At 47.5% G+C, this 19542-nt stretch carries 18 protein-coding genes and 1 riboswitch; of the genes, 13 read left to right on the forward strand and 5 right to left on the reverse strand.

What is annotated here, in order from left to right:
- Positions 1-13: 13 nt before the first annotated feature.
- The 3 genes from J2Z34_RS06645 to dapF form a co-directional block, all read right to left on the reverse strand.
- Positions 14-646, reverse strand: a complete 633-nt coding sequence (locus J2Z34_RS06645) for a hypothetical protein (protein WP_209459087.1) — start codon at positions 644-646, stop codon at positions 14-16.
- A 151-nt stretch (positions 647-797) separates the two neighbouring features.
- The gene (locus tag J2Z34_RS06650) at positions 798-1985 is read right to left on the reverse strand and encodes an LL-diaminopimelate aminotransferase (protein WP_209459088.1); all 1188 of its coding nucleotides are present in this window, start codon (positions 1983-1985) and stop codon (positions 798-800) included.
- A 9-nt stretch (positions 1986-1994) separates the two neighbouring features.
- On the reverse strand, positions 1995-2834 hold the full coding sequence (gene dapF, locus J2Z34_RS06655) for a diaminopimelate epimerase (RefSeq protein ID WP_209459089.1): 840 nt from the start codon (positions 2832-2834) through the stop codon (positions 1995-1997).
- An 842-nt stretch (positions 2835-3676) separates the two neighbouring features.
- Here dapF and J2Z34_RS06660 point away from each other — a divergent pair.
- Positions 3677-4093, forward strand: coding sequence for a VOC family protein (locus tag J2Z34_RS06660; protein ID WP_209459090.1), 417 nt, complete (start codon positions 3677-3679; stop codon positions 4091-4093).
- A 60-nt stretch (positions 4094-4153) separates the two neighbouring features.
- Here J2Z34_RS06660 and J2Z34_RS06665 read toward each other — a convergent pair whose 3' ends face one another.
- A complete protein-coding gene (locus tag J2Z34_RS06665; protein WP_209459091.1) occupies positions 4154-4471 on the reverse strand; it encodes a hypothetical protein in 318 nt (105 codons plus the stop codon).
- 113 nt (positions 4472-4584) lie between these two features.
- Between J2Z34_RS06665 and J2Z34_RS06670 the strand changes: the two genes are divergently transcribed.
- From J2Z34_RS06670 to J2Z34_RS06700, 7 genes are all read left to right on the forward strand, one after another.
- A complete protein-coding gene (locus tag J2Z34_RS06670; RefSeq protein WP_209459092.1) occupies positions 4585-5313 on the forward strand; it encodes a FadR/GntR family transcriptional regulator in 729 nt (242 codons plus the stop codon).
- A 98-nt stretch (positions 5314-5411) separates the two neighbouring features.
- The gene (locus J2Z34_RS06675) at positions 5412-6878 is read left to right on the forward strand and encodes an NAD(P)/FAD-dependent oxidoreductase (RefSeq protein WP_209459093.1); all 1467 of its coding nucleotides are present in this window, start codon (positions 5412-5414) and stop codon (positions 6876-6878) included.
- Positions 6859-8103, forward strand: coding sequence for an NAD(P)/FAD-dependent oxidoreductase (locus J2Z34_RS06680; protein ID WP_209459094.1), 1245 nt, complete (start codon positions 6859-6861; stop codon positions 8101-8103). The genes J2Z34_RS06675 and J2Z34_RS06680 overlap by 20 nt, the downstream gene beginning before the upstream one ends.
- Positions 8100-8462, forward strand: a complete 363-nt coding sequence (locus J2Z34_RS06685; protein ID WP_209459095.1) for a DUF1667 domain-containing protein — start codon at positions 8100-8102, stop codon at positions 8460-8462. The genes J2Z34_RS06680 and J2Z34_RS06685 overlap by 4 nt, the downstream gene beginning before the upstream one ends.
- Positions 8463-8584: 122 nt before the next feature.
- On the forward strand, positions 8585-10360 hold the full coding sequence (locus J2Z34_RS06690) for a sigma-54-dependent Fis family transcriptional regulator (RefSeq protein WP_209459096.1): 1776 nt from the start codon (positions 8585-8587) through the stop codon (positions 10358-10360).
- 228 nt (positions 10361-10588) lie between these two features.
- Positions 10589-11773 carry an iron-containing alcohol dehydrogenase gene (locus J2Z34_RS06695; protein WP_209459097.1) on the forward strand — a complete coding sequence of 395 codons (1185 nt, stop codon included), beginning with the start codon at positions 10589-10591 and terminating at the stop codon, positions 11771-11773.
- 13 nt (positions 11774-11786) lie between these two features.
- A complete protein-coding gene (locus tag J2Z34_RS06700) occupies positions 11787-13229 on the forward strand; it encodes a CoA-acylating methylmalonate-semialdehyde dehydrogenase (RefSeq protein WP_209459098.1) in 1443 nt (480 codons plus the stop codon).
- Between the two features lie 43 nt (positions 13230-13272).
- Here the strand turns inward: J2Z34_RS06700 and J2Z34_RS06705 are convergent, their stop codons facing one another.
- On the reverse strand, positions 13273-13764 hold the full coding sequence (locus J2Z34_RS06705) for a MogA/MoaB family molybdenum cofactor biosynthesis protein (RefSeq protein WP_209459099.1): 492 nt from the start codon (positions 13762-13764) through the stop codon (positions 13273-13275).
- 229 nt (positions 13765-13993) lie between these two features.
- A riboswitch (molybdenum cofactor riboswitch) is annotated at positions 13994-14111 on the forward strand.
- On the opposite strand from J2Z34_RS06705, the gene J2Z34_RS06710 reads away from it, so the two are divergent.
- From J2Z34_RS06710 to J2Z34_RS06730, 5 genes are all read left to right on the forward strand, one after another.
- Positions 14103-14978 (forward strand): ABC transporter substrate-binding protein, encoded by an 876-nt coding sequence (locus J2Z34_RS06710; RefSeq protein WP_245250543.1) that lies wholly within the window; start codon positions 14103-14105, stop codon positions 14976-14978. Its footprint overlaps the riboswitch before it by 9 nt.
- Positions 14979-14998: 20 nt before the next feature.
- Positions 14999-15715, forward strand: coding sequence for an ABC transporter permease (locus tag J2Z34_RS06715; protein ID WP_209459100.1), 717 nt, complete (start codon positions 14999-15001; stop codon positions 15713-15715).
- Positions 15690-16400, forward strand: coding sequence for an ATP-binding cassette domain-containing protein (locus J2Z34_RS06720; protein WP_209459101.1), 711 nt, complete (start codon positions 15690-15692; stop codon positions 16398-16400). The genes J2Z34_RS06715 and J2Z34_RS06720 overlap by 26 nt, the downstream gene beginning before the upstream one ends.
- Entirely contained in the window at positions 16393-17616 is a 1224-nt protein-coding gene (locus J2Z34_RS06725) for a molybdopterin molybdotransferase MoeA (protein ID WP_209459102.1), read from the forward strand. Before J2Z34_RS06720 ends, J2Z34_RS06725 begins: the two co-directional genes overlap by 8 nt.
- Before the next feature lie 11 nt (positions 17617-17627).
- Positions 17628-19532 (forward strand): molybdopterin biosynthesis protein, encoded by a 1905-nt coding sequence (locus J2Z34_RS06730; protein WP_209459103.1) that lies wholly within the window; start codon positions 17628-17630, stop codon positions 19530-19532.
- The last annotated feature ends 10 nt before the right edge of the window (positions 19533-19542 follow it).

The raw sequence follows: 19542 nt of genomic DNA on the forward strand, positions 1-19542 counted from the left end.
TATCCCCCCAAAGTTAAAATCCATATCTCCTGTCGAGATAGTCGAGAAGTGCCTGAAAATCCATGTGCCTGGTACCATTATCTACATAGCTGTTCATTGCATCCATAAGCCAGCTGAAGGTCCTGAAAATGTCATCAGAAATGTGCTTTGCCGAAGCTGACGCAGGGTAGTCCTTTCTCAGCTCGTACTGCCCGATTCCCGATTCATTGATTATGTGCAGGTATTGACGCCCTCTGCCGACTCCATGTAAGGCTATCTCCCTGAAAAGCTCAGAAAACATTGACAGGAGAGGTGCTGAGGTGGTTCTTGTGGTAATCCTTATGAATGCAGCGGTTCCTGTTTCTGATGGCTCAAACCTGACTCTGTAGATTATCTTAGGCTGATACGAATATCGGATGCTTGTGCGGAATTCGATAGCATCCTGCAGCAGTCTTTGTACAGATACCTGGGCATCCTCGAGACTGAGCAGTCCGGCAAGACTCTGAAGAAGGTCTGGAAGCCTTGTTGCAGGATGGTCCTTCAGATATGCTGATGACAGGATACCGTCTATGAGGGATGACCTGCTTTTTCCGCTTCTTCTGCACTCGGCATCAATAAGGTTCATGACCTCTTCAGACAGAAGAAGGCTGTATATCTTTTTACTCATTAGGATCACTCCTTTGAGAATATAATAGCTCGAGTCGATTAATTTGTAAATTAAATTAATATTAAAACTTACAAATTTATTGTGCAATTTGAGAAAGATATGTTGTGAGTTAATGAGAAAATTAAAGGGCACGGTTACCCGCGCCCTTATACTATGCTTTATTCCTCAGCCTTTTAAGCCTTTCCATTGCTTCAATTGTGTTTTCCCTGTTGCCGAAGGCTGTAAGCCTGAAGAAGCCTTCGCCGTTGGCTCCGAAGCCTGCTCCAGGAGTTCCTACGATGTTTGCCTCCCTCAGCAGGTAGTCGAAGAATTCCCAGGAGGTCATTCCGTCAAATGCCTTGAGCCAGATGTAAGGTGAATTCTTTCCACCAGTATACCAGACGCCAAGCGAATCAAGTGTCTCAGCGATGATCCTTGCATTCTCCCTGTAATACTCGATGTTTGCACGGATCTCCCTCTGTCCTTCCTCTGTAAATACAGCCTCTGCAGCCTTCTGTATGACATAGGGAACTCCGTTGAACTTTGTGGTCTGCCTTCTTAGCCATAGCTTGTTGAGGCTCACTCCCTCGAATACAAGGCCATGTGGCACTATTGTGTAGCCAAGCCTTGTTCCTGTGAATCCTGCTGTCTTTGAAAGCGAATTGAACTCTATTGCGCAGGACTTTGCACCCTCGATCTCATATATGGATCTGGGAAGGTCTTTGTCCACTATGTATGACTCATAGGCAGAGTCGAAAAGTATCACTGCATTGCACTTAAGGGCATAATTTACCCACTTTTCGAGTGCTTCCCTTGTATATACCGCTCCCGTAGGATTGTTAGGAGAGCAAAGGTAGATGATGTCCGCGGGGATGCTTTCATCAGGAAGCGGCAGGAAACCGTTCTCCATGTTTGAGTCGATGAAGGTGACATTCCTTCCGAGCATTATGTTGGTGTCAAGATAAACGGGGTATACCGGGTTCGGTACCAGTACCCTGTTATCAATATGGAAGATGTCAAGGATGTTCGCAAGGTCGCTCTTGGCTCCATCGCTTATGAATATCTCGGTGGATTCAAGCTTTGCGCCATAGCTTCCGTAATAGTCCCTTACTGCATCTCTCAGGAATCCGTAGCCCTGTTCTGGTCCATAGCCCTTGAAGGTGCTTTTGTCGGCCATGTCATCAACTGCCTTATGAAGGCTACGGATGACCTCTTCAGCAAGGGGGAGTGTGACATCTCCGATGCCGAGCCTTATGATTTTTGCGTCCTTGTTTTCCTTCTGGTACTCTTCGATTTTTCTGGCTATTGTGGAGAACAGGTAGCTCTCCTCAAGGTTCAGGTAGTTGCTGTTAATCTTCATCATTCTCTCCTATATCTCAACATTTCCGGTGAAGGCTTCGACCGCATTACCTGTCATGAATACCGCATCGTCGGTATATCTTATTACCAGGTCCCCACCTATAAGCTTTACTGTGACATCAGTATCCTTGTCGCAATAGCCGTTCAGCACTGCTGCGGTTACTGTCGCACATGCGCCTGTTCCGCACGCAAGTGTCTCTCCGCTTCCTCTTTCCCATACCCGCATCTCCAGGGTGGTCCGGTCTATTACCCTCACGAATTCAGTGTTTATCCTTTCAGGAAATAGTGGGCTGTTCTCAAAATGCGGTCCTATCTTAATAAGATCAAGACTCTTTACATCAGGAACGAAGGTCACGATATGAGGATTCCCCATGGATACGGTAGTGATATTCCAGGTTTCATCTGCAGCTTCTATTGGATAGCCAATGAGGAATTTTCCTTTGCCTTCCTCAATTGTAATCTCATCTGCTGTGAGCCCTGCTGCTCTGCCCATGTTTACCGTTGCTGCAGTAACTTTTCCATTTTCTGCGAAGACATGGATCTTCTTGATTCCTGATAGGGTTTCGACATTGATGTCTTCGTTTCTGGCAATACCTCTGTCATAGATGTACTTGGCTACACATCTTATGGCGTTGCCGCACATTTTTCCTTCGGAGCCGTCTGCGTTGAACATCCTCATCCTGACATCAGCAGATTCTGACGGACAAATCAGGACAATACCGTCACCGCCGATGGAAAAGTGCCTGTCTGAGAGCTTAATGCTCAGATTCTCAGGGTCTTCAATCATGTTCTCGAGGCAATTGAAATAAATGTAGTCATTGCCAGCACCGTGCATTTTTGTAAATTCCATGGTAACCTCCCCAAAATAGTAAAAAGATAGAGTAAATATATATACAAAAAGAAAACGGCGGGACCTTGGGCCCGCCGTTGGGTAATACTCACTGATTGCTTCCTAAAACGATACACCATCTGGAAACAAATTAGGTATATTTTATAGCATGGCAGGAGAAATTACAACAGAAAAAAGATATTTCAATAATGATTTTTCAGGAATCAATTACTGATTTTCAGGTTTTCTCCTGATCCCTTAGCGGCTGGCATAGTGAAACCGCCTGAAGATACTCTGGTTTCGGGCTTGTGCAGCCTTCACCTGTTTGTCTTTCAGGCGGCCTTTTCGCATGTCAGGGAAGCTTTACGGGATACTTAAGACCTTCTTCCCTGACTGAATGCATTGAAATGTCAGAAGGGCTTTACCTTCTTCTGCAACTTCCAGGTCTTCGCAGTCCACGATCCGCTTCTCCCGGCATCATGCCTGAGTAAGGATTGATGGTGCGGATATTCCCGATGGAGCATTGCATTTTTAGAAACATTTCCATAAAGGTACGGATGAAGTCTTGAGCTGTTTCCGGGCAACTCAAAACATGCACCATAAGCCTTTATGTTTAGTGTATTAATGTTAGCATTGAGGTGTTAACTGAGGATGAAGCTGTTCAGAACAATTGGTTGCATTTCCGTATACGTATTGTGAAGATAATGTGACATACAATTAATTAATATTAGTCCTAATGAATATTGAGTTAACGGATTGGAAACTTTGAGTCAACATGGTGACGGGCACCTATACAGCTTGAATAGGTAGATATACAATCGAATTGGCGGGAGAACCGTACGATATTTTAAGGAGAATACGATATGGCAATACAGGTATATATCAACTTTGATGGGAATTGCCGTGAAGCAGTAACAGTCTATCAGAAGGTATTCGAAACCAACGAGCCGAATTTCATGACCTTTGGCAGCATGCCGCCAAGCGAAGAGCACCCGATTCCGGAGGCTGCAAAGGACCTTGTAATGCACACCGAACTGGTAATTTCTGGTGATACTGTAATGTTCTCTGACACTTGGCCGGGAATGCCGCTTGTAGTCGGAAACAATATCAGCCTTACTATCGTGGACACTGATATGGACAAGATCAAGGCATGGTTCGCAGCCCTGAAGGAAGGCGGAACGGTTGAGATGGACCTGCAGGAGACCTTCTGGAGCAAATGCTACGGAAGCCTGAAGGACAAATTCGGCATAATCTGGCAGTTTAGCTACAAGAGCGAATAGAAAAAATAGTACAGGACCGTCAAGCTTTGACGGTCCTGTGTACTTACTTTAATCGTATCCTCATATTTCAATCAGCGACCTGAGGTCGAAGACATATGCATCTAAGATGTATGTTGCTATGAAGAGAAGGGTTACCATGACAAGAAGCTTGATCAAACCTTTCTTCTTGGCTGAAGGCTCCTCCTCGCCTGCAAGCCTGCTGAGCTTGCTGAAGATGAGAGCTGAAACAAACAGGATTCCTGTAAACAGTGCTGCGATCGTAAGATAAGCAGCGGCCTTGTCTGCGAAGCCAATCAGCCTGAATATCGCTGCAGTGACTGAAAGCTCGATAAGCAATATGAGCAGGACGGAAATATGATTTCTCTTTTTTCTCTCCAAAGTGCACCTCCAGTCTATATCTGAAAGTATAACATAATTGAAGGATTTGGAACATGAGCCATGGCAGGTGACGGCCTATGAATGTAAATTGGAGGATGTTATTGTACAATGGTATGAGAACTAATGACTTTAGCGGGGTAGATAGCATGGACAAGGAGTTCAGGACACTTCCGGGATACGTTGCTGAGCAAATCACGGAGATGATATTCAGGGAGAATCTTTCGATAGGGGCTAAGCTTCCGAGTGAAACAGAGCTTGCGAGGCTTTTTCAGGTAAGCAGAAATACCATAAGGGCAGCAGCAAGGATGCTGTCTGAACAAAACATAGTTGAGATAAGGCAGGGTTCAGGTACCTACGTATCCTCATATGTAGAATTAGAGAAGGATCCTCTTGGCCTGTCTCTTATCCATGACAAAAGAAGACTGGTCATGGACTTTGTCCAGATAAGGCTTCTTGTTGAGCCAAAGATGGCCTCACTGGCAGCGCAGAACGCTCTGCTGGAGGAATCGGAACGGCTCAGCAGGGTCTGCTCCGCAGCCGAGGAGAGCTTTGATAAATTCGGACACTATGAGAACTTCGATTTTGAATTCCACTCAGGTATCTGGAACATGAGCAGGAACCTTGTTATGCACAATCTTATACCATCCCTGAGGCAGGCTCTTGTGCTTCAGGAAGAGCTATTTGGGGCAAGCCTTGGAAGACAGAGCCTTGAAGACCACCGTCTTATAGCAGATGCAATCAAATCAGGAAAAAGCAGCGACGCTTATGATGCCATGCTTTCCCATCTTGCAGCGAACTTCAAGAGGATCACAAGTCAGAGAACGAATACGTCCAATCTATAACGAATAGAGAGTCAAGTCATCCCATTTTTATACCTCCATGACTATTCATTCTTGATGTATGGTATACATTAATCAATGATGATCATGGAGGTATCCTTATGTCGAGTGATGTGATAATAGTTGGAGCGGGGGTAATAGGCTCTGCAATAGCAAGGGAGCTTTCGAGAAAGAAGCTCAGGATACTTGTCCTTGAGAAGGAGCTTGATGTTGCCTTCGGCAACTCAAGCAGGAATACAGGGATGCTTCATGCCGGCTTCACATATAAGCCGGGTTCCCTCAAGGCGGAGCTTTGTGTAGAGGGGAACAGGGAGTTCGATGAGGTTGCGGATGAACTTGGAGTGAGCTTTCGAAGGACAGGAAAGGTCGTCATAGGATTCAATGATGATGACCTGGAACGCATACTGAAATTCAAGGCAATTGGAGAGGAAAATGGAGTTGAGGACCTGGAGATAATTGATAGGGCAAGACTCGATGAGATTGCCCCGGGTGCAGGCGGGAACTTTGCCATGCACTGCCCGACTTCAGGGATACTTGATCCAATCGGCTATACAATTGCACTTGCTGAGAATGCAGCAACTAACGGAGTAGAGTTCAGGTTCGGGGAAAAGGTAACTGGGATCGAAAGAAATGACGGAATGTATGAGGTGACTACAGATAAGGGACTGCATATGGGAAGATGGATAATCAATGCTGCCGGCATGAATTCATGCGCCATATCCGACATGCTTGGTTTTAAAAGGGACTATATCGTGAAGGGCTTCAAGGGTGAATACATTGTTCTGGACAAGAGCCTGGGAAAGCACCTTAACATACCTGTATATCCAGCACCTGATGAAAAGGGCGGATTTTCAACACATGCAACTCCAACAATTGATGGAAATGTCCTGGTAGGACCTGATTCCTATGTTACTTTTGACCTTGAGGACTATGAAACAACAAAGCTGCATCTTGATGGGCTGTATGAGGATGGGAAGCGTATGTTCCCCTACATGGACAGACAGTCATATATAAGAAGTTTTGCCGGTATCAGGGTAAAGAGAGTGAATCCAATGACAAATGAGAATCTTGATTTTCTGATTGAAGACGACAGTGAATTTCCGAATGCAATAAATCTTGTCGGTATTGAGTCACCGGGGCTTACATGTTCCCTTCCGATTGCAAGGCGTGTATCAAGCCTATTGGGTAAGGCTGAAGCTCTTGAAGAAAATTCAAACTTCAATCCGGTAAGGTTAAAGACTGAAAGGTTCAGTGAAGCAACAAATGAAGAGAGGGCAAAGCTCATAGAAAATGACCCTGATTACGGCGAGATCATCTGCAGATGCGAAAAGGTGACCAAAAAGGAGATAATCGAAGCCATCAGGAATCCGCTCGGAGCTGCGACTGTAGCATCAGTCAAGAACAGGACCCGTGCAGGTATGGGCCGCTGCGACGGAGGATACTGCCAGATGAGGATAACGGAGCTCATTGAATCAGAGCTTGGACTGAAGGAAACTGACATCAGATACAAGGCCAGGGTCTCATATATGTTCACGGGGAGGGTAAGGGATGAAATCAAGGAAGGTTGATGTGCTCATAATCGGCGGTGGACCTGCAGGGCTTGCTGCCGCCGCAGCTCTCCATGGGATGGGAATAACAGACCTCCTGCTTGTCGAGCGGGAGGATGAGCTGGGCGGAATACTCAGGCAATGCATCCATGAGGGCTTCGGGCTAAAAAGGTTCAAGACCTCACTAAGCGGACCGGAATATGCCGCGAGATTCGTCAGAAGGCTTAATGAGCTTGGAATAGAGCACATTTGCGGTGCGGCAGTGACAGATATGACGGAGGATAAAAGGTGTACAGTTGTCTCGAGGGATGGCCTCATGGAGATAACTGCCAGGGCTGTAATTCTTGCCATGGGCTGCAGGGAAAGGACCAGGGGTGCAATAGCTATCCCCGGATCAAGACCTTCCGGTGTGATGACAGCAGGGGTAGCCCAATCCTATATGAACATACATAACAAGCAGGTGGGCAAGGAGGTCGTGATACTTGGATCGGGTGACATCGGCTTGATAATGGCAAGGCGACTTACCCTTGAAGGGTCGAGTGTGTTGGGAGTATACGAACTGCAGCCCTATGCCAGCGGCCTTCCAAGGAACATAAGCCAGTGCCTTGAGGATTATGACATTCCTTTGCACCTGTCCAGGACCGTATCAAGGATACATGGCAGGGACAGGCTGGAAGGGATAACAGTGATGGCTGTGGACGATAAGCTCGTACCAGTCAAGGGAACCGAGGAGTTCATATCATGCGATACCCTTATTTTGTCCGTAGGACTCATTCCTGAGAACGAGCTGTCACTTGCAGCTGGGGTTGTGCTCGATCCCAGGACAAAGGGTCCTGTAATCAGCGAAGCTTATGAGACGAGCGTACCGGGTATATTTGCTGCCGGGAATGTACTCCAGGTCCATGACCTGGTGGACCAGGTATCAATGGAAGCTGAAAGGCTTGCTGAGGGAGTTGCAAATTACCTTGAAGGGAAGAAATCTGATTTGGGATTTGCAGGAATGAAGTCAGGAGCATATGTGTCCTATGTGGTACCCCAATGGGTAGCAATGAATGAGGATAAAGAGATCACTGTTTCATTGCGCGTAAAGGAGCCTTTAAGGAATAGGATGCTGCATGTCATGCAGGAAGGGGTAAGTGTATTCTCAAGAAAAATCAGCCATGCCATACCTGCAGAGATGATCCAGTTTCAGCTTCCTGCAGAAAGCGTAAAGTCAACAGGTGACATGGAGGTGATGATATCTTGAAGAGGACAATGACCTGCATAGTCTGTCCGAAGGGCTGCAGACTCCAGGCTGAAATCACAGAGGGAAAGCTGTCAGTAATGGGAAATGAGTGCAAACAGGGTGAAAAGCATGCGTATCAGGAGCTTGTTGAACCCAAGAGAAATATCGCCTCATCAGTAATAGTGTCAGGAGGAATCCTGCCGCTGGTAAGTGTAAAGTTGACCGCGCCAATCCCGAAGGACAGGATATTCGATGTCATGGATGTTGTGAAGGGGTGCATATGCACAGCACCTGTATTTGAGAAGGATGTTTTGAAGAGCGATATACTTGGCCTGGGAATTGACCTTGTAGCCACTAAGGATATTGGAGTCAGAAGGTAAATTGGTGTCCGATAAAATGCACTTAAAGTGATTGGTGTAATAATTATCGGACACTTATTCTTTATTGTCTTTAATAATAATGGTACATTGGGAATGAATAGAAAAATAACGGAGGTCATGGTATGTCCGAAGAAATCAGGAACAGTTCAAATTACAGTGATTCAGAATCCATAGTAAGGGACTGGATGACCAGGGACCCATTTACAGTGAAGCCTGAATCTACTGTGGAAGAGGCTATAAACATACTTGATGTGCATGATATCTTCAGCGTTCCTGTAGTTGACGGCGACGGGATGTATCTGGGCCTCGTGACCAAGACCGTGCTTATGCAGCTATTCCTAAAGGACAAGTCACTGGATACAAGAGTAGATGCAGTTATGACGAGGGATGCCACGGTTATCGGGCCTGATGACCCTGTCTCGAAGGCGATGGGAATGAAGGACGGAGCACTGCCGGTAGTGGATGGGCTTGGCCATCTCCAGGGGATAATAACTAGGACCGACATCCTCAGTGCAAATTCCGGATACATCAGGAAGGTGAAGGATAAGCTTGATTCATCAGAAACGCTCAAACATGTGTTGAATTCAGCATATGAGGGTGTGGTGGTAGTAGACAAGAACTGCACCATCCTGGAGTTCAATGAGGCTTATGGAAGGTTCATCGGAAAGAGGCCTGAGGATGTCATAGGAAAGAATGTGGAGGATATCATTGAGAACACCAGGCTTCCTGTGGTTGTAAGGACTGGTATAGAAGAAAGAGGTCATATCCAGAGGATAAGAGGACAGGACATGGTAGTCCATAGGATCCCCATCAAGAAGAACGGGGAAGTCACCGGGGCGATTGGAATGCTCATATTCGCTGATGTCAATGAGCTCTACAACATCATCGGAAGAGTCCATAAGAAGAGGGACCTGGACAAGAAGGGGAAAAATGAACCTACAAGGAAGGAAAAGTTCCTTCTTGGCAAGATAATAGGAAGCTCCGGACCCATGCAGAAGGCAAAGGACCTGGCGAGGCGAGCTGCAAGGACACCTTCGACAGTCCTCATTACCGGTGCCAGCGGTACCGGAAAGGAGCTTTTTGCCCAGGCAATACACGATATGAGCCTCTTTTCGGAAGGTCCCCTCGTATCAGTGAACTGTTCAGCGATACCGGAAACACTTCTGGAATCCGAGCTTTTCGGATATGAGGAGGGGGCGTTCACTGACGCCAGGAAAGGCGGAAGGAAGGGGAAGTTCGAGCTTGCCCACAACGGTACCATATTCCTGGATGAAATAGGGGACATGCCTCTCTTCATGCAGGCGAAGATCTTAAGGGTGCTTCAGGACAGGATAGTGGAGCCTGTGGGAGGAATACAGAAAAGGAAGATAAACGTGAGGATCATAGCTGCCACTAACAAGAACCTTGAAGAGATGATCATAAATGGAACGTTCAGGGAAGACCTATATTACAGGATCAACATAATAAGGCTGGAGCTTCCGGAGCTGAAGGAAAGGAAAGAGGACATAGAGGAGCTCCTCCTTGGATTCATCAGGAGGTTCTGCAGCGAGTTCGGCTTCCATGAGAAGGTGCTGACACCTGAGGCGATGGAAATGCTTGTCTCTTACGGATGGCCTGGCAATGTCAGGGAACTTGAGAATGCTGCGGAGATGCTTGTGAGCCTTACAGAAGGGGATGTCATTGGAGTTGGCGACCTTCCGAAAAAGATATCGGATGCCGGCATCAGACAAAATCACGATACATCCTCTGCTTTGAAGGACAGGGCGATGGAGGGTGAAAGGCAGGCTATCAGGGAGATGCTTGAGGAATGCAGCGGGAACAAGGCAGAGGCTGCAAGAAGGCTCGGGATACAGCGCTCCACCCTATATGAGAAGATGAAAAGGCTCGGGATGGATTAGTGTAGTTTTAATTGTACATGTAACGCTACATGTGTATAAAATACTGAACATATTTGGGATTGTGGCTGAAGTGACAAATACTTGTCAATCATTGGGCCGCATGGATTTTGTTGAGGGAAGCGCGTTTTGGCGCTTTCCTCATTTTTTCGGGAAAATGTCCGGAGTAAATTGAAGTTGGCACAGTTCTTGCTCTTAAGGAATCGTATACATCAAAAGGGAGGTAGGGATATGAGTCAGATTTCAAAGTTCGAGCTGCCTGAGAAGATAGTCTATGGACAGGATGCTCTGAGCAAGCTCGGCGAAACAGCCGCTGAACTTGGAAAGAAAGCGCTTGTAGTCAGTGACAGGATAATGGAGAAGGTCGGGTACGTGGCAAGGGTTGAGAAAGAGCTTGCAGACAAGGGTATAGCCTGCAGCTTTTACCTGGATGCAAATACCGAACCGACAGACCTTTTCGTGGATGATGCGCTTAAGATCTGCAAGGACGGAGGGTGTGACCTGGTTGTTGCAATCGGCGGCGGCAGCTGCATCGATACGGCAAAGGCTGTAGCTGCACTTGCCACCAATGGCGGATACATAGGCGACTACATGGGCGGTAAAACCATGGCGAAGGAGCTTCCGCTTCCTCTCATTGCGATTCCGACCACATCAGGTACTGGATCCGAGGTCACCAACGTGACGATAATAGCAAGCACCAAAGATGACGTCAAGATGATGATAAAGCAGAAGGCATTCCTTCCAAGGGTAGCGATAGTAGATCCCCTGCTTACAATGACATCACCCAAGGGAGTCACAGCAGCAACCGGAATAGATGCGCTGTGCCATGCTGTGGAAGCTCATATCTCGAGGAAGGCTCAGCCAATAACAAGCACCTTCGCGCTATCAGCGATTTCACTCATAACCTCAAACCTCAAGGCTGCATATGATGATGGCAATAACCGTGAGGCGAGGGAGAAGATGTCCCTGGCATCCATGGAGGCGGGTACTGCGTTCTCAAACGCTTCAGTCACATTGGTACATGGAATGTCGAGGCCCATAGGAGCCTTGTTCCATGTTCCGCATGGAGTGTCAAACGCGATGCTGCTCCCTGCAGTGCTGGAATTCACAAGAAGCGAAGCTCTTGAAAAGCTGGCTGAGATAGGCAGACTTATTGCTCCTGAAGCAGACCTCTCGACTGATGACGAGTGGGCAGACAAGGCGATATCAGAGATAAAGGCGCTCTGCGGATACCTTGGAATTCCAAACATGAAGGTCTGGGGAATCAAGAAGGAAGACCTCGAGAAGTATGTTTCAAAGATGGCAACCGATGCCATAGCAAGCGGAAGTCCTGGAAACACACCAAGGGTCCCGAGCCATGAAGAGGTTGTTGAGCTATACTGGAAGTGTTTCGACTACGATTTTAAGAAGGAATAGAGGAGGAAAAGAAATGGCAAAGTTAAAGAATTTCATAAACGGGGAATGGGTGGAATCAACCACTGCAAGATATGATGAGGTACCGAATCCTGCAACTGGAGAGGTGCTTGCTGAGGTTCCCATATCGACAGCGGAGGATTTTGATAAGGCAGTTGCTGCGGCAAAGAAGGCTTTTGAAGGCTGGGGCACTACTCCTGTTCCTCAGAGAGCGAGAATACTGTTCAAGTATCAGCAGCTCCTTGTAGAGAATTGGGATGAGCTTGCAGGATTTATAACCATGGAAAACGGAAAGAGCCTTGGAGAAGCCAAGGGTGAAGTACAGAGAGGCATAGAATGCGTTGAGTTCGCATGCGGAGCGCCTACACTTATGATGGGTTCGCAGCTTCCTGACATCGCAACTGGACTTGAATCAGGAATGTACAGGTATCCTCTTGGAGTAATCGGAGGAATAACACCCTTCAACTTCCCTATGATGGTTCCCTGCTGGATGTTCCCTATGGCTATAGCCTGCGGAAACACCTTCATACTCAAGCCTTCGGAAAGGACTCCGCTTCTTGCCAATAGGCTCGCTGAGCTGACAGTTGAAGCAGGATTCCCGAATGGCGTATTCAACATAGTACATGGAGCGCATGACGTGGTCAATGGAATACTCAGCCATCCTGATGTAAAGGGAGTATCATTCGTTGGTTCACAGCCTGTTGCTGAGTACATCTACAAGACAGCCGCTGGAAACGGCAAGAGGGTTCAGGCGCTATCAGGCGCAAAGAACCACAGCATAGTATTACCTGATGCTGACCTTGATAATGCGGTAAAGAACATCATAAATGCAGCATTTGGTTCCGCAGGTGAAAGGTGCATGGCTGCATCTGTAATAGTTGCCGTCGGAGAAGTTGGAGACAAACTCGTAGCTGAACTGAAGAAGGCAGCAGATGAGATAAGGATGGGCAACGGACTGGACAAGGATGTATTCCTAGGGCCGGTCATAAGGGAAGTCCACAAGAAGAAGACGCTCGGATACATTGAATCCGGAGTTGAGTCAGGCGCGACACTTGTCAGGGATGGAAGGCTGGATGAAGCCTGCAGCGGACCTGGATACTTCGTCGGAGCAACCATATTCGACAATGTAAAGACGGATATGAAGATCTGGAAAGAAGAGATATTCGCACCAGTGCTTTCTATAGTCAGAGTTGACACCCTCGATGATGCCATAAAGCTGACGAATGAATCAGAATTCGCAAACGGTGCCTGCCTGTTCACTGACAGCGCCAGCGCAGTAAGGAAGTTCAGGGACAACATCGATGCCGGAATGCTCGGAATAAATGTGGGAGTACCTGCCCCAATGGCGTTCTTCCCGTTCTCAGGCTACAAGAAGTCGTTCTACGGCGACCTGCATGCCAACGGTAAGGATGGAGTTGAGTTCTACACAAGGAAAAAGATGGTTACTGCGAAGTACTAGAAAAAAGGGCCGGGAATCCTCAAACGGATTCCTGGCCTCATCTCTATGTCCTTGCACATTCTCCATCTTCGCCGCGCATGATCTCAATCCCGTGCTTTAGTACGGGTATGATGACATCCAGGCACTCATCCACTGCCTTTTTGCTTCCAGGCATGTTGACTATGAGAGTTCTCTTCCTTATGCCGGCAGCAGCCCTTGAAAGCATGGCTCTGTTTGTCACCTCGAGGCTCTTGGCTCTCATGGCTTCAGGTATGCCGGGTACGACCCTGTCGATGACGTCCATTGTGGCTTCAGGAGTAATGTCCCTTGGGGACATACCGGTTCCGCCTGTTGTAAGGATAAGATGAAGCTCAAGCTCATCAGCCATTCGCCTCAGGTTTTCAGAAATTGTTTCCCTGTCGTCAGGGACTACAATGTATTCAGCCACCTCGCCGGGAATCTCCTTAACTCTTTCCATTATGAGCTTTCCGCTCTCGTCTGCTCTCTCGCCCCTGGAACCCTTGTCACTTGCTGTAAGTACCCCTACTCTTATCATAATCTATCCCCCTGTTTGTAAACATAATATACAAGTGTATTCTAACATACTTTATCGTCAGGTGGAGGAAAATGAAAGCAACATATGGGAATGCAACTGGGTCACCGGTATGTAATTGGATTTTTCAGGAATTTGTATCCAAACAGGACAAATCAGAGTGATTTCTCAACAATTTGTTAATAGATAGTCAATAATTTATCATTGATATTGATTACAATAAGAAGTAAACTATACATGTAAGCCTCGAGCATTATCGCCTAAACCACTGTGCATGGCGAAATGCCGTTAGGGTGTCTCTGGAAACGGATGCGCCTTCCATTGTGAAAAGGGGGATAATAATGCAAAATCTGAAAGCCGTAAAAGGCACCATTCTCATTTCCTTCGCACTGACAGCGGTAATGCTTCTGTCAGCATGCGCTAAGACTCCGGCAGCTCCAACTGAGCCTGCAAAATCGACATTCTCCGATACCAAGATCATACTTTCCACAACTACCAGTGTTAATGATTCAGGTCTTCTTGAATACCTCCTGCCATTTCTGAAGGAAGATACAGGAATCCAAGTGGATGTCCTTTCCCAGGGAACAGGACAGGCAATACAGACCGCCGTCGACGGCAACGCCGACGTTATTCTTGTTCACTCAAAAGCGGCTGAGGAGACCTTCGTGAAGGATGGCTTCGGAGTGGAGAGAATAGAGTTCATGTACAACTTCTTTGTAGTTGTAGGACCTAAGGATGATCCGGCTAAGATTAAGGGGGCAGGACTCACTGCTTCAGAAGCCTTCAAGAAGGTCATGGAAGCTAAAGCGACATTCCTTTCAAGGGGAGACAAGTCAGGAACCCATAATAAGGAGCTTGCACTATGGAAGACAGCGGGGATTGAACCTGCAGGAGACTGGTACGTTGCAGCTGGTAAGGGTATGGGAGCACTTCTGACAATGACTTCGGAGATGAAGGGATATACTCTGACAGATAAGGCAACTTATCTGTCCATGAAGGACCAGCTTGACCTTGAAATAGTACTTGAGGAATCAGCTGACCTTAAGAACCAGTACAGCGTAATCGCAGTCAATCCTGACAAGCATCCGGATACTAACACTGAAGCGGTGGATATATTCATTGAGTGGCTGACTTCAGATAAGATACTAGACCTAATAGAAGGATATGGAAAAGATAAATATGGCGAAGGATTGTTCCTGATAAACTTCGCAAAATAATGAAAGATTGGTGAGACATAGTGATTGGCATAACAAGGGGACTTGGGGAAGCGTGGAATTTGATAGCTGCATTTGACAGGGAGCTCTACGGGATTATTGGGCTTACTCTAGTCATGACTTTGTCGAGCACTCTGTTATCCACATTCTTAGGAGTCCCTCTGGGAATGCTTGTCGGTACCACAGAATTCAGATTGAAGAGATTCGTCATAAGAGCGCTCAATGCCCTAATGGGCCTTCCGCCTGTTGTGGCGGGTCTCTTCGTCTATCTTTTGCTGACAAGGACCGGTCCGCTCGGAGACTTTGGCCTTCTTTACAGCCTTCCTGCAATGGTGATAGCGCAGGTAATGATAGTGACTCCGATAATTGCGAGCCTTACGATTTCTGGTATTCGCATGAAGGTTGTTCCAATAAGGGAGACGTGCAGAGGCTTGGGTCTCGGGAAAGGTAAGACAGACCTCCTCATGCTTTATGAATGCCGCTATCCTGTCCTGTCGGCTGTTGCGGCAGGATATGGAAGAGCCATAGCAGAGGTAGGCGCGATAATGCTAGTCGGAGGTAATATACAGTTCAAGACCAGGGTCATGACAACTGCCATACTGCTTGAAACCAGCAAGGGGAATTATGGCATGGCTCTAGCTTTAGGTCTGGTGCTTCTCCTCATAGCATTTGCTGTAAACTGGGGTATCAGCCTGATCCAGGAGAGGAGGACAAATGAAGATAGAAGTCAGGAAAGCTAGAAGGCAGAGAAATGGCAGGACCATACTGGATGCTGAAGGCCTGGTAATTGAAAGCGGAACGATTGCAGCTGTGATCGGTCTCAATGGTGCTGGCAAGACAACACTGCTGAGGGCGCTCTCAGGACTTGAGAGTGAAGAAGGGGACTATATACTTTATGACGATGAAAGAGAGATCCCTCATGACAGGATTGCGCATCTGACGCAAAGCTCATACCTCTTTGACATGACTGTCAGAGGAAATGTGCTTCTCGGGCTCCATGGAAAGGGTTATACGGAAGCTGAAAAGGAAGCTATGGCACTTGACGCGCTGAAGCGTGTTGGAATGGAATCCTTCATTGACAAGAAGGCAAGGACGCTGTCCGGAGGGGAAGCACAGAGGGTGACGCTTGCAAGGACCCTGGTCATGAAAAAGGACCTTCTGGTGCTTGATGAGCCATCCTCTGCAACAGACATACAGGGTGCAGAGCTCATGGAAGACTTGATACGGGATGTAAACAAAAGAAGCGGAGCGACCGTCATAATGACAACGCATAATCCATCACAGGCTCTGAGGCTTGCAGACATGATCGTGTTTATGAGCGGGGGACGGATACTTGAATGGGGGGAGCCCTCGAAGCTGCTGAAGGACCCCCAGAATGAAGAGACAATGAAGTATTTCAGGAATTGGAGAATAGACGATGTTTGAAGTTAAGAGTGTAAAAGAGACCTTTGGGATAATATATGACAATTTCAAATACAATGATCCAGGAAGCGAGCGAGTATCAATACTTGATGCGCTGGGTAGGCTGCTTGATGAGGACCTGGTATCAGATAGTGATATACCTGCCTTTAACAGGTCGTCTGTAGACGGGTATGCTGTAAAGGCAAAGGATACCTTTGGAGCAAGCGAATCGATGCCCTGTCAGCTGAACATAGTCGGAGAAGTGAAGATGGGTGAGAAGCCCGGGTTTGCTATAAAATCTGATACTGCTGCCTACATACCGACAGGTGGAGAACTGCCTGAGGGTGCTGATTCGGTGGTTATGGTGGAGTATACCGAGGATTTCGGGGACGGAGACATATTCATAAACAAGCCTGCGGCACCTGGAAATGGACTTGTATATAGAGGGGACGATGTCAGGCAGGGCAGTGTGGTCCTGAAGAAGGGACAGAAGCTCAGGAGCCAGGATATCGGCATGATGGCTGCCCTGGGATATGTAGAGGTTCTTGTAAGGAAGAAGCTAAGGCTTGGTATAATCTCAACAGGTGATGAGGTGATTCCGATAGGATCAGCTCCCAAAGGAGCCCAGGTGAGGGACATCAACAGCTATGCGGTTTATGCTTCTGCTCTTAGGATGGGGCTTGAGCCTGCGCTCTTCGGAATCGTCAAGGATGGATTTGATGAGATACAGGATACCGTAAGAGATGCCATGGAGAAATGCGACATTGTAGTAATTTCTGGCGGCAGTTCCATGGGTACAAAGGATGTTACGGTGAAGGTCATCGATTCGCTTGGCGAGCCAGGTGTTCTGGTTCACGGAATCGCTGTGAAGCCGGGAAAGCCTACCATATTAGGCAAGGTCGGAACAAAGGCTGTGATAGGATTGCCAGGACATCCTGCTTCAGCCTACGTAATATTCAATGTCTTCGTAAGAAGGCTGGTTGAGGTAATGGAAGGAAGGTCCGGCAGCCTTGAGGAATCAGTGAGAGCTGAAATGGATACGAACTATCCTTCAAATCAGGGCAGGGAGGAATATCTTTCCGTAACGCTGTATGAGAAGGATGGGAAAGCTTACGCAAGTCCTGTCTTTGGAAAGTCAGGGATGATCTCTACACTGACGACCTCACACGGATACATACATATCAGCAGAGGAAGCGAGGGTGTATCAAGAGGCCAGATGGTTGACGTGATGGTATTTTAGGAGGGCTTTGAATGAATTACTCTTATCTTGAAAACAAGGAGCTAAGTGAGGCTCTTAAGTACTACAAGTCCAGATTGCAAATTGGGAACTTCAAGCTTGAGCCTGAGACCGTAGATGTCCCTTCTGCACTTGACAGGATAACCAGCAGTGCGGTTTATGCGAGGATTTCTTCTCCTCACTACAACGCCAGCGCCATGGACGGAATCGCTGTAAACGCACATGACACCTTCGGAGCTACAGACACCACTCCAATTGTATTGAAGAAGGGTGTGGGATACGAGGTGGTGGATACCGGCGATCCCCTTCCTGACGGACGGGATGCTGTCATAATGGTGGAGGATGTCATCGACATCGATGAGGATACCGTGAAGATCATTTCAGCAGCAGCACCATGGCAGCATATCAGGCAGGTTGGCGAAGACCTTTGCCAGGATGAGATGGTCGTTCCCTCAAACACAAGGATAGAGCCTTCGACGATGGGTGCGATGCTTGCAGGCGGAATATCCCAGGTTGAAGTCTGGAAGCTTCCGAGAATTGGAATAATCCCTACAGGAGATGAGATTGTGGCTCCGAAGAAGGATCCACTTCCCGGAGAGATACTTGAGTTCAACTCAACCATATTCTCAGCCATGGTAAGAAGATGGGGAGGAATCCCGGTAACATATCCCATTGTTCCCGACAAATTTGAACTGATCAAGGGAGCTTTAGAAAAAGCTGTTACCGAATGCGATATTGTGATCCTTAATGCTGGTTCGTCTGCAGGAAGGGATGATTACTCTTCAATGGCCATAGGGGAGCTTGGTGAAGTGCATGTGCATGGTATAGCGATCAAGCCTGGAAAGCCGACCATACTTGGAACTGTCCATGGAAAGCCAGTCATAGGTGTTCCGGGATATCCGGTATCAGGGATAATAGTGCTCGAGAAGATAGTCAAGGAGATCCTCGAGACAGTAATAAAATCACCGCTGAGGACATATCCTAAGATAAGGGCGGTTCTGTCGAGAAGGCTTATGTCAACTCTGAAGTACGAGGAGTATGTCAGGATGAAGCTTGGAAGGGTAGGCGGGAAGCTGATCGCAACACCTCTTAGCAGAGGTGCGGGAGTTGTCTCTTCCTTCGTGAAGGCAGATGCACTGTTCACGGTACCGATGAACACTGAGGGCATAGAGGCCGGCGAAGAGATCGAGCTGGAGCTTCTGAAGACTGACAAGGAAATCGACAACACGCTGGTTGTTACAGGAAGCCATGATCCGCTCATCGATGTGGCATATGACCTTCTTAGGAGGAGCAATCCCGAGAGGTATGTAAGCTCGTCACATGTCGGCAGCATGGGTGGAATAATGGCGATAAAGCGCGGAGAGGCTCATGTGGCAGGAATTCACCTGCTTGATGAGGCAACAGGAGAATACAACAGAGCGTATATCGACAAGTACCTAAAAGGCCAGGATATAGTAAGGATACGCGGAGTAAGAAGAAGCCAGGGGCTTATGATCGCAAAGGGAAATCCTCTCGGACTGACCGGGGTGGAAGACCTGGCCAGGGGCGGTCTTAGGTATGTCAATAGGCAGAAGGGCTCCGGAACAAGGATACTTCTTGATTACCTGCTGAAGCAGAAGGGTGTCGACAAGGAGAAGATATATGGCTATGACAGGGAGGAGCTGACTCACATGTCGGTAGCCATACAGATAGCAACCGGCAGTGCAGATTGTGGAATGGGTATTTATTCTGCAGCTAAGATCTACGGGCTCGACTTCATACCGGTATGCGATGAGGAGTATGACTTCATAGCTCCTGCAGAATACATTGATTCAATTCTCATCACAGACTTCCTTGGAATCATAAGGTCAGAGGAATTCAAGGAAAAGCTAATGGAGCTTGGAGGCTACAGCACCGAAGGATGCGGGACCATCCTTTGAAGGGGGAAAT

Origin of the sequence: Youngiibacter multivorans (assembly GCF_017873395.1) — a bacterium.
In the GTDB taxonomy this organism is placed as follows: domain Bacteria; phylum Bacillota; class Clostridia; order Clostridiales; family Clostridiaceae; genus Youngiibacter; species Youngiibacter multivorans.

Excerpts from the sequence above, each read along its gene's own strand:
- J2Z34_RS06645 (WP_209459087.1), bottom strand. The coding sequence starts at position 646 with ATGAGTAAAAAGATATACAGCCTTCTTCTGTCTGAAGAGGTCATGAAC.
- J2Z34_RS06650 (WP_209459088.1), bottom strand. The coding sequence starts at position 1,985 with ATGAAGATTAACAGCAACTACCTGAACCTTGAGGAGAGCTACCTGTTC.
- dapF (WP_209459089.1), bottom strand. The coding sequence starts at position 2,834 with ATGGAATTTACAAAAATGCACGGTGCTGGCAATGACTACATTTATTTC.
- J2Z34_RS06660 (WP_209459090.1), top strand. The coding sequence starts at position 3,677 with ATGGCAATACAGGTATATATCAACTTTGATGGGAATTGCCGTGAAGCA.
- J2Z34_RS06670 (WP_209459092.1), top strand. The coding sequence starts at position 4,585 with ATGAGAACTAATGACTTTAGCGGGGTAGATAGCATGGACAAGGAGTTC.
- J2Z34_RS06675 (WP_209459093.1), top strand. The coding sequence starts at position 5,412 with ATGTCGAGTGATGTGATAATAGTTGGAGCGGGGGTAATAGGCTCTGCA.
- J2Z34_RS06680 (WP_209459094.1), top strand. The coding sequence starts at position 6,859 with ATGAAATCAAGGAAGGTTGATGTGCTCATAATCGGCGGTGGACCTGCA.
- J2Z34_RS06690 (WP_209459096.1), top strand. The coding sequence starts at position 8,585 with ATGTCCGAAGAAATCAGGAACAGTTCAAATTACAGTGATTCAGAATCC.
- J2Z34_RS06695 (WP_209459097.1), top strand. The coding sequence starts at position 10,589 with ATGAGTCAGATTTCAAAGTTCGAGCTGCCTGAGAAGATAGTCTATGGA.
- J2Z34_RS06700 (WP_209459098.1), top strand. The coding sequence starts at position 11,787 with ATGGCAAAGTTAAAGAATTTCATAAACGGGGAATGGGTGGAATCAACC.
- J2Z34_RS06705 (WP_209459099.1), bottom strand. The coding sequence starts at position 13,764 with ATGATAAGAGTAGGGGTACTTACAGCAAGTGACAAGGGTTCCAGGGGC.
- J2Z34_RS06710 (WP_245250543.1), top strand. The coding sequence starts at position 14,103 with ATGCAAAATCTGAAAGCCGTAAAAGGCACCATTCTCATTTCCTTCGCA.
- J2Z34_RS06720 (WP_209459101.1), top strand. The coding sequence starts at position 15,690 with ATGAAGATAGAAGTCAGGAAAGCTAGAAGGCAGAGAAATGGCAGGACC.
- J2Z34_RS06725 (WP_209459102.1), top strand. The coding sequence starts at position 16,393 with ATGTTTGAAGTTAAGAGTGTAAAAGAGACCTTTGGGATAATATATGAC.
- J2Z34_RS06730 (WP_209459103.1), top strand. The coding sequence starts at position 17,628 with ATGAATTACTCTTATCTTGAAAACAAGGAGCTAAGTGAGGCTCTTAAG.